Here is an 11315-nt window from a genome sequence, read left to right on the forward strand (position 1 = left end):
TCAGCGCCCTCCTGGATAGGAGAAGAGGCCCAGCGCCGGGCCGGAAGGCGCGGTGCGCAACGGCGGATGCCCGCCGGCGGCCGGCGCGGGCCATTCAACGGCATCGGGTTCCGCGAGCGCCGGCTCGGCAAAATAGCGTATTTCCGCATCGGCCACGGAATCGGCCTCGACCACCCCGGCATCGCGCCAGCCGCGCCGGCAAAGCGCGGCAATGCGCAGGGCGGCACCTTCGAGGCCGACATAGACCGACACCAGGATCGACAACAGCGTCGCAAGCGGTCCCGCACCGCCATATTCGCCGAGCCCGCCAAGCAGGAGCGTGACACCCAGTACAAGTGCGGCCTCGATCCACAGCCGGTGCCAGAGCAGCCAGATCAACGGCACGAGGAAGGCCAGGAGGGCGAAGCCGTCGCGGACGAAGACGGGATCCCTCGCGATTTGCCCGCCGGGGCCCGGCGGCGGCTCCACGATCACATAGCTCGCCATGGTTTCACCTATGCGCTCAGCGTTCCCTTGGTCGAGGGGATCGCGCCGGCCTGGCGCGGATCGTGCTCCAGCGCAGTGCGCAGCGCGCGCGCGACCGCCTTGAAGCAGGTCTCGGCGATATGATGGTTGTTGGCGCCGTAGTGGTTGGTGACGTGCAGCGTGATGCCGGCGTTCTGCGCCAGAGCCTGGAAGAACTCACGCACCAGTTCCGTGTCGAAGCTGCCGATCTTGGGCGAGGAGAAGGCGACCTGCCAAACCAGGAAAGGCCGTCCGGACACGTCAACCGCGGCCCTGGTCAAGGTCTCGTCCATGGCGAGGTCGATCGAGGCGTAGCGCGTGATGCCGCGCCGCTCGCCGAGCGCCCTGGCGATCGCCTGGCCGAGCGCGATGCCGGTGTCCTCGACGGTGTGATGGTCGTCGATATGGAGATCGCCCTTCGCACTGACCGTCATGTCGATCAGCGAATGGCGGGAAAGCTGCTCCAGCATATGGTCGAAGAAGCCGACGCCGGTCGATACGTCGAAAAGTCCGCTTCCGTCGATCTCGACCGACGCCGAGATCTCCGTTTCCTTGGTCTTGCGGCTGACGCTCGCCGCGCGCTTGACGGTGCCTGACGCCACCATGCGATCTCCAGCTCCATTGTTGGGGCGCGAGCCTTCTAACAGCATGGATTGGCGATTACCAGTTGCCGCGGGCCTGCCGGGAACTGCGGGCCCCCGCCCGGTTGCAAAAGACGTTCGGCGGCATACATATGACCGGACCAACCTCGTACCGCGCGGTCGCCTTCGGGGCCGCGCGCCATCGGAGCAAGTAATGTCTGACAATTTGACTATGCACGCCACGACGATCGTCACCGTGCGCAAAGGCAACAAGGTCGTGATCGCCGGCGACGGCCAGGTCAGCCTCGGCCAGACCATCATGAAGGGCAATGCCAGGAAGGTCCGCCGGATCGGCAAGGGCAATGTGCTCGCCGGCTTCGCCGGCGCGACGGCGGACGCCTTCACCCTTCTGGAACGGCTGGAAGCCAAGCTCGAACAGTATCCCGACCAGTTGACGCGCGCCTGCGTCGAGCTCGCCAAGGACTGGCGCACCGACCGCTATCTGCGCCGCCTGGAGGCCATGATGCTGGTCGCCGACCGGCAGGTTTCGCTGGCGCTCACCGGCACCGGCGACGTTCTCGAGCCCGAACATGGCGTGATGGCGATCGGCTCCGGCGGCAACTATGCGCTCGCTGCGGCGCGCGCGCTGATCGATACCGATATCGACGCCGAGCAGATCGCCCGCAAGGCCATGGAGATCGCGGCCGACATCTGCGTCTACACCAACCACAGCATCGTGGTCGAAACGCTCGATGCCGCGTAATACGACGCCGCGCTACGACTTCCGGCCGGTCGTCGAGACCGATCTGCCCTTGATTGCCGGCTGGCTCGTCGAACCGCATGTGGCCGAATGGTGGGGCGATCCCGACGAGGAGATCGCCTCGATCCGCGAGCATATCGACAGCATCTCGGTCGAACCGCTGATCGTCGAGCTGGATGGCGAGCCGATTGGCTACCTCCAGAGCTACGATCCGCATATGGAGGACGATCATCCCTATCAGGACCAGCCCTTCGGCACGATGGGTGTCGACCTGACCATCGGCAGGCCTGATCTCGTCGGCCAGGGCCACGGGTCGGCCCTGCTCCGGCAGTTCGTCGGCGAATTGCTGGCCGAAGGCGTGCCGCGGGTGATCATCGACCCGGATCCGTCGAATGCGCGGGCCATCCGGGCCTATGAGAAGGCGGGTTTCCGGGCCTTCGACCGACGCAGTTCGATCTACGGCCCGGCGCTGATGATGAAGATCGACGCCGAAGACGGGGGCGGCGAGGCATGACCGGCTCCGTCATCCGCATACAAGCCCAGACTCAACGAGATCAGACTGCTGCGTCCGTTCGAGTTCTTCTGGCAGCAGCAAGGTGGTACGTGACATGACGACATTTTCCCCCCGCGAGATCGTTTCCGAGCTCGACCGTTTCATCATCGGCCAGAAGGATGCCAAGCGCGCCGTGGCCATCGCCCTTCGCAACCGCTGGCGCCGCCAGCAGCTGCAGGGCCAGATGCGCGAAGAGGTGATGCCCAAGAACATCCTGATGATCGGCCCGACCGGCGTGGGCAAGACCGAGATCTCGCGCCGTCTGGCGAGGCTCGCGGGCGCCCCTTTCATCAAGGTCGAGGCGACCAAGTTCACCGAGGTCGGCTATGTCGGCCGCGACGTCGAGCAGATCGTGCGCGATCTCGTCGAGATGGCGATCGGCCTGGTGCGCGAGAAGATGCGCGAGGACGTCAAGGCGCGTGCCCACCTCAACGCCGAAGAACGCGTCCTCGAGGCGCTGGTCGGCAAGACCGCCAGCCCCGCGACACGGGACAGCTTCCGCAAGAAGCTGCGCGACGGCGAGCTCGACGACAAGGAAATCGAGATCGAGGTGACCGACAGCGGCACGGGCGGCATGCCCGGCTTCGAGATCCCCGGCATGCCCGGCGCCAATATCGGCGTGCTCAACATCAACGACATGCTGTCCAAGGCGATGGGCGGCACACGCACCAAGACGCGCAAGACCACGGTCAAGGAATCCTACGAGCTCCTGATCAACGACGAATCCGACAAGTTGCTTGACCAGGACGAGGTCGTGCGCCGCGCGCTGGAGGCGACCGAGAACGACGGCATCGTCTTCCTCGACGAGATCGACAAGATCGCCGCGCGCGAAGGCGGCGTCGGAGCCGGCGTGTCCCGCGAGGGCGTGCAGCGCGACCTGCTGCCGCTCGTCGAGGGAACGACGGTCGCCACCAAATACGGGCCGGTGAAGACGGACCACATCCTGTTCATAGCGTCGGGCGCATTCCACGTCGCCAAGCCGTCGGACCTGCTGCCGGAGCTGCAGGGCCGACTGCCGATCCGCGTCGAGCTGCGCGCTCTGGAGAAGGAGGATTTCCGCCGCATCCTGACGGAGACGGAGGCGAGCCTCATCAAGCAGTATGTAGCGTTGATGCAGACCGAGGGCGTGAGACTGGAATTTACAGACGACGCCATCGATTCGCTGGCCGGCATCGCAGTCGACCTCAACGCCAATGTCGAGAATATCGGGGCGCGGCGCCTTCAGACGGTGATGGAGCGGGTCCTCGACGAAATCTCCTACGACGCGCCCGACCGCGCCGGCACCGAGGTGACGATCGACGCCGATTATGTTCGCAAACATGTCGGCGATCTCGCGAAGAACACAGATTTGTCGCGATTTATCCTTTAGGAAGCGATCCCGACTCTTTCCGGGATCGCGCGGCAAGAGGGGTCCCGGCCGGAAGGCCCGAATCCCTCGACTTTGACAGGGGCTTTTTCTACGTTGCGCGGCCTGAGCTCAACAATCTCTGGTGGCCGTGAATGACGTTGCGCCTGTTGCCTGTGCTGATTTTCGTCCTGTTCGGCGCTTCCGGCGCCGCTGCGGCGACGCCGGTTCCGTCCGGGAACCGCCATCTCGAGCAGCCGCCCGTCCCGGGCGCGTCGGCCTCGCGCACCAAGGCGATGAAGACCAGCTACGAGGCCAAGTATCGCAAGGTCTACAAGCTCCTGAAGAACGATCGGGAGCTGCGCGGCAAGATCGCCGGAGCCGCCGCCGCCTACGGCATCGATCCGATCCATATCGTTGGCGCCATCATCGGCGAGCATACCTACAATGTCGATGCGTACGACCGGCTGCAGACCTATTACGTCAAGGCGATCTCCTACCTGACCAGCGGCATCTCCTTCAGCTATGACGGCGAGGATATCTCCGACTTCATCCGGCGGCCGCAATTCGCGCTGTGCCGCGAGAGCGACGGCAGCTATGCCGTCTGGACCTGTCGTGAAACCGTCTGGAACGACCAGTTCCGCGGCAGGACGGTCGGGGGCGCCGCGTTCCCGAACAAGCGTTTCAGCCAAGCCTTCTTCCAGCCCTTCTATGCCGGGCAGACCTTCGGCTTGGGCCAGCTCAACCCGCTGACGGCGCTGCAGATGAGCGACCTTGTGCACAAGGTGTCGGGACTGCCCAAGCTCGGCAGCGACGATCCCGGGCAGGTCTACAAGACCATCATGGATCCCGACCTGACCTTGCCCTATGTCGCCGCCGCGCTCAAAATGTCCATCGATGCCTATGGCACGATCGCCGGCTTCGACATATCAGGCAATCCCGGGCTGACCGCCACGCTCTACAATGTCGGCAATCCCGAGGCGCGGGCCTGGGCGCTGAAGGCCGAGAACGAGCGGCGCCAGGCCGAAGGCGCCGAGCCGAAGCTGCCGGAGGAGAATTATTACGGCTGGCTGGTCAACGAGAAGCTGCCGGAGCTTCGCGCGCTGTTCTGATCACCGGGAGGCCGGACCGTCCAGGATTTCGCGCAGATCGGCCAGTAGCCTGTCGATGGCGGCGTCATCGAGGCGCGTGATGGTTTCCGACAGCAGATTTGCGAGTTCGGTCGCCTTGGGCGAGAGGCCCGACGTGTCGATCACCGCGCGCGGATGAGAGGCTTCGGCAAGCCGCTGCAGTTCCTCGGCGTCGTCCCAAATGACGTTGAAATAGCCGATGATCTTCTGGACCATCGCCCAGTTCGGTACGCCGCGATGGCCATGTTCCATGGCCGACAGATAGGCCGCGCTGACGCCGATGGATGCGGCCATCTCCTTCTGCGAGACGCCCTTCTCGCGCCTCAGCCGGCGCAGCCTTTCCCCGAACGGCGTCATTGTTCGGCCTGCCGGCGCCTCAGCCGCACATAAAGCGCCCCGCCGCCGCCATGGTGGCGCGCCGCATTGTCGTGTCCGCTGACGAGGCCGCGAAACGGCGCCGTGGACAGCCAATGCGGCACCGCGCGGCGCAGCACGCCCTCGCTCCGCAACGACGAGCCCTTGCCCGTGATGATGAGCACATAGCGCACGCCGCCGTCATAAGCGCGCCGCAGGAAAGCGAGCAGCAGCGCATAGGCCTCGTCCTGCGTCATGCCGTGCAGGTCGACCCGGCCTTCGATCGGCAGGCGTCCCTTCGACAGCTTGTCGCGGGTCTGGCCGTCGAAGACATGGGCGACGTTCTGCCTTTTGGCCGGCACAGCCTGCGACAGGGCGGGCTGGGGCGAGGCTGCCTGCGTCGGCACGGCGGCTTTGCTTTGCCGAACCGGCGGCTCTTCCGGTTCCACCGGATGCTTCCCGCGCAATGGTTTCGCCGAACGGGCGACGAGGTTCCAGAGAACGCGATCCTCGTCGCTCAGGCCCTTTGTCGGCCTGGCGCTCATCGAACCCCCTCCACCAGTGGTCGCGGGATGAACGCGCAGAAAGCGGCCGGGTGGCGGACCACCCCGGCGATCTCACCCGCTTCGGCGCCCGATCCGGCGAAGAGGTCGCCCCGCGCCGGGCCTGTGATGGCCGAGCCGGTGTCCTGGGCGATCATCAGCCGCGAGAAGCCGCCATCGCCGAACGCGCTCAGTGTCGGCGCCTCGATGAAGAAGGGCGTTCCGAAGGTATGGAGAAGGCGGTCGACCGCCACCGAACGGCCAGGCGTGAGCGGAACCTTCGCCGCCGCCACCGGACCGAGCGGATCGTCTTCGACTGGCGCCTCGCGGAAGAAGATATAGGACCGGTTCCGCCAAAGGATGTCCTCGATGCGGCCGGGATTGTCTCTGAACCAGCGCCGGATCGACTGCATGGTGACATCGGGAAGGGCCAACTCACCCAACCGGACCAGCACGCCGCCCGGCCCCGTGAAGCGATGGCCGGTTTTTGCGGCATAGGTCACGCGCTTCACAGTCCCGTCCGTCATCAGCAGGCGCGCGGCGCCTTGCACATGGATGAAGAAGGCGTCCACCGGGTCGGCGAGCCAGGCGATTTCGAGCCCCATGCCGTCCAGGGCGCCCCGCTCGATCGCACCGCGGTCGTGATATTCGACAATCCCGCCGGCAGTGGCACGGCCGAACGCAAAATAGGGATCGAGGCCGACCGGCCGATCGGCGTCGTTGACATCGACCAGATCGGCGGGACGCGACAGCAGCGGAACCCGGAAGCGGTCGGTTCGCACTGGCGAAGCCTCGACCTCCGGCTCGTAGAATCCGGTGACGAAGCCCTGGCCGCCGTCCTCCGGACTGATGCGATGGGGAACGAAATGCCGTTCGAAGAAAGCCCGCGCCGCGTCGCCCGCGAGTTCGGGCTTCCGTCGCGCCTCGTCATATGCGGGCGCGAAGGCGCCGAAATCGACACCGAGCGCACCGCTGCGATAGGGCTTCACCAGACTCTGGACGGCCGAGCGGCGGAAGGCTTCATAGGCGGCGCTTTTGTCGTCGCCCTGCCAGCCTGCCAGATCGCCGAAGGAGACCTTCGTGAAGAGCGGGGAAAGCGCCATGAAAGCGGCCGCAGAAAATCAGTCTTCCGCCTCGGTCGCCACCAGTTTCCAGTTCGGGTCGCGCGAGCGTGTGTCGCGCGCGAAGGTCCAGACGTCCTTCACCTCGGCGACCGTCTCGGGATCGCCGTCGATCACCGTTCCCGCGCTGTCGCGCGTCGCCGAAATCAGCTCGCTGACGATACGAAGCGTGACATGCGCCTCGCCGCCCTTCATCTCGGCCGACACGATTTCGGCCTTGTCGATGCCGACGAAGGAGGACTGGATCTTCTCCGACCGCGACTCCCGGTCGGCGATGGCCGCGACGAAGCCGTCGAAGACTTCGCGCGACAGCAGGTTCTTCAGCGTCTTGCGATCGCCGTCGGCAAAGGCCATCACGATCATTTCATAGGCCATCTTCGCGCCGTCGAGGAACGACTTGGGATCGAAGGAAGGATCGGCGTCCTTGATCGCCCTCAGGCCCCTGTTGAGATCGGTGCCGGCCGCGGCAATGGCGTCCACGGCCTTGTATGCCTCGTCATTGGCTTCGGCCGCGGCACGCTTGCGCGGCAACGAGACCACGTTCTCGGTGGTCTTGGCGGCTTCCTTGCCCTTGTCGCCGGTGCGGGCGGCCGTATAGGGATCGAAGGGCGGCCGCTCGTTGCCGGTACGGCGACCAAGAACATTGCGCAGCTGGAGGAAAATCACGACGGCCGCGACAAGAAAAAATATGGTGCCGAAATCGAAGAATTCCATGTCTTCCGCCAAGCGATCCCTTGTTCTGATCCCCTGCCGCGCCGCGAGAACGTCGAGCCTCCGCGTCGCGGCGTGCATCTAAATCATATAGAACGCTTGCCCGGATCATTCAAATCCGCGCTTCGCATAACTATGTAGACCGGATCGTGCCAATATCCATCCTGCGCTGCACTAGTTGAAAGGCGTTAAGACACCGTGCCGCCTCTGATTGCAATCCTTGTCCTTGCACTTCCGCTGCTGGAGATCGCGGGCTTTGTCGTCGTCGGCAGCGAGATCGGCGTGCTTCCCACCATCGCGCTGGTGCTGCTGAGCGGCGTTGCCGGCTCGCTGCTGCTGCGCTGGCAAGGTTTCGGCGCGCTTGGACGCATCCGGCGCGAGATCGAAGCCGGCAATCCGCCCGGCCGCGAAGTGGCGCACGGCCTGATGATCATGATCGCCGGCATTCTTCTCCTGATCCCAGGCTTCGTGAGCGACATTTTCGGCCTCTTGCTGTTCATTCCAGCGGTGCGCGAGTTGGCCTGGCGTTACCTCAGGAGCCGGATCACCGTCGTCACGAATTTCGGCGCCGGAGCCGGCTCCTTCCGCCGCCCCGGCCAGCGGGACCAGGGGCGGACGATCGACCTCGATCAGGATGAATATTCGTCCAAGGGCCCCGACCCGAAATCGCCCTGGCGCAGGCCCGAGCTGGAATAGCCCTCGGCTGATCGAGCTAGGCAAGGCGCTCCGCGTGCCAGGCCAGGTGATCGTCCATGAAGGTGGAGATGAAATTGTAGGAGTGGTCATAACCCTCCTGCATCCGCAGCGTAAGCGGGATGCCGGCCCTGCCGCAGGCCTCCTCCAGCAGCCAGGGCCTCAGGCCTTCCTGAAGGAAACCGTCGGCGGTGCCCTGGTCGACGAGCAATTCCGCAAAACGGTTGCCGTCCTCGATAAGGGCACAGGCGTCGTAGGCGCGCCATGTGGCCTCGTCGGGTCCAAGATATTTCTCGAGGGCCGGGCGCGACCAACCCGCCGTGATCGGCTGGACGATCGGCGCGAAGGCCGAGCAGCTTCGGAAACGTCCGGGATTCTTCAAGGCAATGGTGAGCGCGCCATGTCCGCCCATCGAATGCCCTGATATCGCTTGGCGGGACATGTCGGCCGGAAAATGTTCCGCGACGAGCGCCGGCAACTCCTGCGTGACATAGGAATACATGCGGTAGTTCCGAGCGAACGGGTCCTGCGTCGCGTCGACATAAAAACCCGCTCCGGAGCCGAACTGCCAGTTGTCCTTCTCGTCCGGCACGGTCTCACCGCGCGGGCTGGTGTCGGGGCAGACCAGGATCAGCCCGAGTTCGGCGGCCTTGCGGCGATACTCACCCTTGTCCATGACGTTGGCATGCGTGCAGGTCAGCCCGGAAAGGTACCAGACCACCGGACAGGAACGGTCGCTCGCCTGCGGCGGCACGAAGACCGCAAAGGTCATGTCGCATCCGCAGACCTCCGAGGCATGGCTGTAGACGCCCTGGATGCCGCCATGGGACTTGCTGGTGGAAACGGTCATCATGTCGTGCAACCTCCGGATTCCCTGCCGGACGGATGTCTCTCATTTCCCATGAACCGCATCCGGCGACGGAACCATCCCGCGCGGGCGGGATTTGTCCTGTTCATGGAACCGAGAGTCGAACCATCCAGAACCGGGCGATACGTCATTTCTCCGGGCCGGGAAAGGCCGGATGGCCACAAAAGATATGCTCGCCGGGTTCGACCCTCCTGAAAGCGGAGAAAGGCGATGCCAGCCAGATCGAAAGCCCAGCAGAAGGCCGCCGGCGCCGCGCTTGCGGCAAAACGCGGCGAGATCAAGAAGAGCGAACTCAAAGGCGCGTCCAAGTCGATGGCCGAGTCCATGAGCGAGGAAGAATTGCACGACATGGCCTCGACGAAGCGCAAGGGCAAACCGGAGCACGTGTCCAAATCGTGACACCGCAGGGCCCTCCTGGAATTCCAGCGTGCTCCGGGCCGGAAGCCGGCCATCCCTCGTAACGAAGAACAGGAGGCTCAGATGCCCATACCAGTCGATGAAATTCGCGAACCGGCGGGATCGGCCGAGCAAACATCGCCCCGACCCGAAACAGAGCCGAATCGAATTCCGGCGAAGAAGGCACGACAAGGCGGGATCGGACGCCCGGTTCTCGTCGTTCTCGTCGTGGCGCTTCTGCTCGCAGCTTTGGCCTGGTGGGGGGCGGAGATCTATGGCAATTCGATCGAGTCTCCTGACACGATCGACGCGCCGGCGGGATCGACGGCGCCGTCCGCGCCGTCGGCCGGGTGAGTAGGGCCTCGGCGCGGCAAACCTTGTCATGCCGAACTTGCCATGCTAGCGGAACCCGCAATTTCAATCGGGCCGGACGGCCTTTCCAGGAGGGATCTGGCTTATGGCCAAGTCTGACAGCGAAACCACAACCGCGCCGAAAGCCGGCAATGGCGCACAGCCTTCGCTCAGCGTGCTCGCGCAATACGTAAAGGATCTGTCCTTCGAAAGCCCGAACGCTCCGAAGTCGCTGCGCGGCCGCGAGCAGGCGCCCGGCATCAACATCAACGTCAATGTCAGCGCCAATCCGCTCTCCGACACCGAGTTCGACGTCAACCTGACGCTTTCGGCCCGTGCCGGCACAGAGAAGGATGTGCTGTTCAACGTCGAGCTCATCTATGGCGGCGTGTTCCGCGTCGAGGGTTTTCCGCAGGAGCACATGCTGCCGATCCTGTTCATCGAATGCCCGCGACTGCTCTTCCCCTTCGCGCGTCAGATCGTCGCCGAGGCGACCCGCAACGGCGGATTCCCGCCGCTGATGCTCGACCCGATCGACTTCGCCCAGATGTTCCAGCAGAAGATCGCCGAGGAACAGGCCAAGGCGCAGGTTCAGGTCAGCTGATCCGCCAGCGATCTCGCAAGGTTCGAAAGACCCGGCCATCGTGCCGGGTTTTTTTGCGACGAAAAGGCCGGGCGGCTACTGCAGCTCGGCTTCAGGCGCCGCCATCATCCTGGCCCAGATTGCGTTTTCGCCGAGCTGCTTGACGAGCTCGGCATGGGCCGCGCGTTCCGCCTCCGACAGGCGTGATGGCAAGGGTGTGGGCCGCTGCGCGACCGGAACGATTCTAATCGCCTCGGATCCGCCGGCTCCACGATCTTCGACGACGATCTCGAGCCCCAGTGCGGCCTGCTTGCCGCCGATCAGCTCGATATAGACTTCCGCCAGAAGCTCGGAGTCGAGCAAGGCGCCGTGCTTGGTGCGGCGGCTGTTGTCGATGCCGTAGCGGCGGCAGAGCGCGTCGAGCGAATTCGGCCCCATCGGGTGCTTGCGCTTGGCGATCGCCAGAGTGTCGACGACGCGATCGGGCTCGACGGCCGGCTGGCCGAGCCTTGCCAGCTCGGCATTGACGAAGCCCATGTCGAAGCCGGCATTGTGCGCCACGAGTTGGGCCCCGTCGATGAAGGAGAGGAACTCCGGCGCAATGACGTCGAAGATCGGCTTGTCGACGAGTTGGTCCATGCCGATGCCGTGCACCGACTGGGCATCGGCGTGTATCTCGCGGCCTTGCGGATTGATGTAGTGGTGGAACACCCGTCCGGTGGGAAACCGGTTGACGAGTTCGATCCCGCCGATCTCGATGATGCGATCGAGCCGGGAATCGAGGCCGGTCGTTTCCGTATCGAAGACTATCTCGCGCACCGAA

General features: G+C 64.7%; 16 protein-coding genes. 8 read left to right on the forward strand and 8 right to left on the reverse strand.

Translation table 11 applies throughout. The annotated features are described in order from the left end of the window. Together JN302_RS05755 and hisB are read right to left on the reverse strand one after the other, a co-directional pair. Nucleotides 1–486 (reverse strand): DUF2628 domain-containing protein, encoded by a 486-nt coding sequence (locus JN302_RS05755; protein WP_202332268.1) that lies wholly within the window; start codon nucleotides 484–486, stop codon nucleotides 1–3. Nucleotides 487–494: 8 nt separating this feature from the next. After that, entirely contained in the window at nucleotides 495–1109 is a 615-nt protein-coding gene (gene hisB, locus JN302_RS05760) for an imidazoleglycerol-phosphate dehydratase HisB (RefSeq protein WP_202332269.1), read from the reverse strand. Nucleotides 1110–1299: 190 nt separating this feature from the next. Between hisB and hslV the strand changes: the two genes are divergently transcribed. The 4 genes from hslV to JN302_RS05780 all read left to right on the forward strand — a co-directional run bounded on the left by hslV (nucleotide 1300) and on the right by JN302_RS05780 (nucleotide 4855). Then, nucleotides 1300–1848 carry an ATP-dependent protease subunit HslV gene (gene hslV / locus JN302_RS05765; RefSeq protein ID WP_244846212.1) on the forward strand — a complete coding sequence of 183 codons (549 nt, stop codon included), beginning with the start codon at nucleotides 1300–1302 and terminating at the stop codon, nucleotides 1846–1848. Next, on the forward strand, nucleotides 1838–2359 hold the full coding sequence (locus JN302_RS05770) for a GNAT family N-acetyltransferase (RefSeq protein WP_202310629.1): 522 nt from the start codon (nucleotides 1838–1840) through the stop codon (nucleotides 2357–2359). The genes hslV and JN302_RS05770 overlap by 11 nt, the downstream gene beginning before the upstream one ends. Before the next feature lie 94 nt (nucleotides 2360–2453). Next, nucleotides 2454–3767, forward strand: coding sequence for an ATP-dependent protease ATPase subunit HslU (gene hslU / locus JN302_RS05775; protein ID WP_202310631.1), 1314 nt, complete (start codon nucleotides 2454–2456; stop codon nucleotides 3765–3767). Between the two features lie 131 nt (nucleotides 3768–3898). Continuing rightward, a complete protein-coding gene (locus JN302_RS05780) occupies nucleotides 3899–4855 on the forward strand; it encodes a DUF1402 family protein (RefSeq protein ID WP_202310633.1) in 957 nt (318 codons plus the stop codon). Here the strand turns inward: JN302_RS05780 and JN302_RS05785 are convergent, their stop codons facing one another. From JN302_RS05785 to JN302_RS05800, 4 genes are read right to left on the reverse strand one after another with little or no spacing between them, the layout of a single operon-like run. After that, nucleotides 4856–5230: a helix-turn-helix domain-containing protein gene (locus JN302_RS05785; RefSeq protein WP_202310635.1), complete on the reverse strand. Its 375-nt coding sequence runs from the start codon at nucleotides 5228–5230 to the stop codon at nucleotides 4856–4858. Continuing rightward, complete coding sequence (locus tag JN302_RS05790; protein ID WP_202310636.1) at nucleotides 5227–5772, reverse strand: Smr/MutS family protein; 546 nt, start codon at nucleotides 5770–5772, stop codon at nucleotides 5227–5229. The genes JN302_RS05785 and JN302_RS05790 overlap by 4 nt, the downstream gene beginning before the upstream one ends. After that, nucleotides 5769–6872 carry a murein transglycosylase A gene (gene mltA / locus JN302_RS05795; protein ID WP_202332270.1) on the reverse strand — a complete coding sequence of 368 codons (1104 nt, stop codon included), beginning with the start codon at nucleotides 6870–6872 and terminating at the stop codon, nucleotides 5769–5771. The genes JN302_RS05790 and mltA overlap by 4 nt, the downstream gene beginning before the upstream one ends. 18 nt (nucleotides 6873–6890) lie before the next feature. Then, nucleotides 6891–7604, reverse strand: a complete 714-nt coding sequence (locus JN302_RS05800) for a Tim44/TimA family putative adaptor protein (protein ID WP_202310640.1) — start codon at nucleotides 7602–7604, stop codon at nucleotides 6891–6893. Nucleotides 7605–7799: 195 nt separating this feature from the next. Here JN302_RS05800 and JN302_RS05805 point away from each other — a divergent pair, with 195 nt between their 5' ends. After that, complete coding sequence (locus tag JN302_RS05805; RefSeq protein WP_342215923.1) at nucleotides 7800–8297, forward strand: FxsA family protein; 498 nt, start codon at nucleotides 7800–7802, stop codon at nucleotides 8295–8297. 16 nt (nucleotides 8298–8313) lie between these two features. Here the strand turns inward: JN302_RS05805 and fghA are convergent, their stop codons facing one another. Continuing rightward, a complete protein-coding gene (gene fghA, locus JN302_RS05810; RefSeq protein ID WP_202310642.1) occupies nucleotides 8314–9147 on the reverse strand; it encodes an S-formylglutathione hydrolase in 834 nt (277 codons plus the stop codon). 225 nt (nucleotides 9148–9372) lie between these two features. Between fghA and JN302_RS05815 the strand changes: the two genes are divergently transcribed. From JN302_RS05815 to secB, 3 genes are all read left to right on the forward strand, one after another. Continuing rightward, entirely contained in the window at nucleotides 9373–9561 is a 189-nt protein-coding gene (locus JN302_RS05815) for a DUF3008 family protein (RefSeq protein WP_202332271.1), read from the forward strand. A gap of 81 nt (nucleotides 9562–9642) precedes the next feature. After that, complete coding sequence (locus JN302_RS05820) at nucleotides 9643–9912, forward strand: hypothetical protein (RefSeq protein WP_244743021.1); 270 nt, start codon at nucleotides 9643–9645, stop codon at nucleotides 9910–9912. Nucleotides 9913–10015: 103 nt separating this feature from the next. Then, on the forward strand, nucleotides 10016–10513 hold the full coding sequence (secB, locus tag JN302_RS05825; protein WP_202332272.1) for a protein-export chaperone SecB: 498 nt from the start codon (nucleotides 10016–10018) through the stop codon (nucleotides 10511–10513). A 75-nt stretch (nucleotides 10514–10588) separates the two neighbouring features. Here secB and dnaQ read toward each other — a convergent pair whose 3' ends face one another. Next, on the reverse strand, nucleotides 10589–11311 hold the full coding sequence (gene dnaQ / locus JN302_RS05830; RefSeq protein ID WP_202332273.1) for a DNA polymerase III subunit epsilon: 723 nt from the start codon (nucleotides 11309–11311) through the stop codon (nucleotides 10589–10591). Nucleotides 11312–11315: the final 4 nt, after the last annotated feature.

This window comes from Mesorhizobium sp. L-8-3 (assembly GCF_016756615.1).
Classification (GTDB): Bacteria; Pseudomonadota; Alphaproteobacteria; order Rhizobiales; family Rhizobiaceae.

Coding starts and splice junctions, on each gene's coding strand:
- JN302_RS05780 (WP_202310633.1), top strand. CDS start 3,899: ATGACGTTGCGCCTGTTGCCTGTGCTGATTTTCGTCCTGTTCGGCGCT.
- fghA (WP_202310642.1), bottom strand. CDS start 9,147: ATGATGACCGTTTCCACCAGCAAGTCCCATGGCGGCATCCAGGGCGTC.
- hslU (WP_202310631.1), top strand. CDS start 2,454: ATGACGACATTTTCCCCCCGCGAGATCGTTTCCGAGCTCGACCGTTTC.
- JN302_RS05785 (WP_202310635.1), bottom strand. CDS start 5,230: ATGACGCCGTTCGGGGAAAGGCTGCGCCGGCTGAGGCGCGAGAAGGGC.
- hisB (WP_202332269.1), bottom strand. CDS start 1,109: ATGGTGGCGTCAGGCACCGTCAAGCGCGCGGCGAGCGTCAGCCGCAAG.
- JN302_RS05800 (WP_202310640.1), bottom strand. CDS start 7,604: ATGGAATTCTTCGATTTCGGCACCATATTTTTTCTTGTCGCGGCCGTC.
- JN302_RS05815 (WP_202332271.1), top strand. CDS start 9,373: ATGCCAGCCAGATCGAAAGCCCAGCAGAAGGCCGCCGGCGCCGCGCTT.
- mltA (WP_202332270.1), bottom strand. CDS start 6,872: ATGGCGCTTTCCCCGCTCTTCACGAAGGTCTCCTTCGGCGATCTGGCA.
- JN302_RS05820 (WP_244743021.1), top strand. CDS start 9,643: ATGCCCATACCAGTCGATGAAATTCGCGAACCGGCGGGATCGGCCGAG.
- JN302_RS05755 (WP_202332268.1), bottom strand. CDS start 486: ATGGCGAGCTATGTGATCGTGGAGCCGCCGCCGGGCCCCGGCGGGCAA.
- JN302_RS05770 (WP_202310629.1), top strand. CDS start 1,838: ATGCCGCGTAATACGACGCCGCGCTACGACTTCCGGCCGGTCGTCGAG.
- JN302_RS05790 (WP_202310636.1), bottom strand. CDS start 5,772: ATGAGCGCCAGGCCGACAAAGGGCCTGAGCGACGAGGATCGCGTTCTC.
- hslV (WP_244846212.1), top strand. CDS start 1,300: ATGTCTGACAATTTGACTATGCACGCCACGACGATCGTCACCGTGCGC.
- secB (WP_202332272.1), top strand. CDS start 10,016: ATGGCCAAGTCTGACAGCGAAACCACAACCGCGCCGAAAGCCGGCAAT.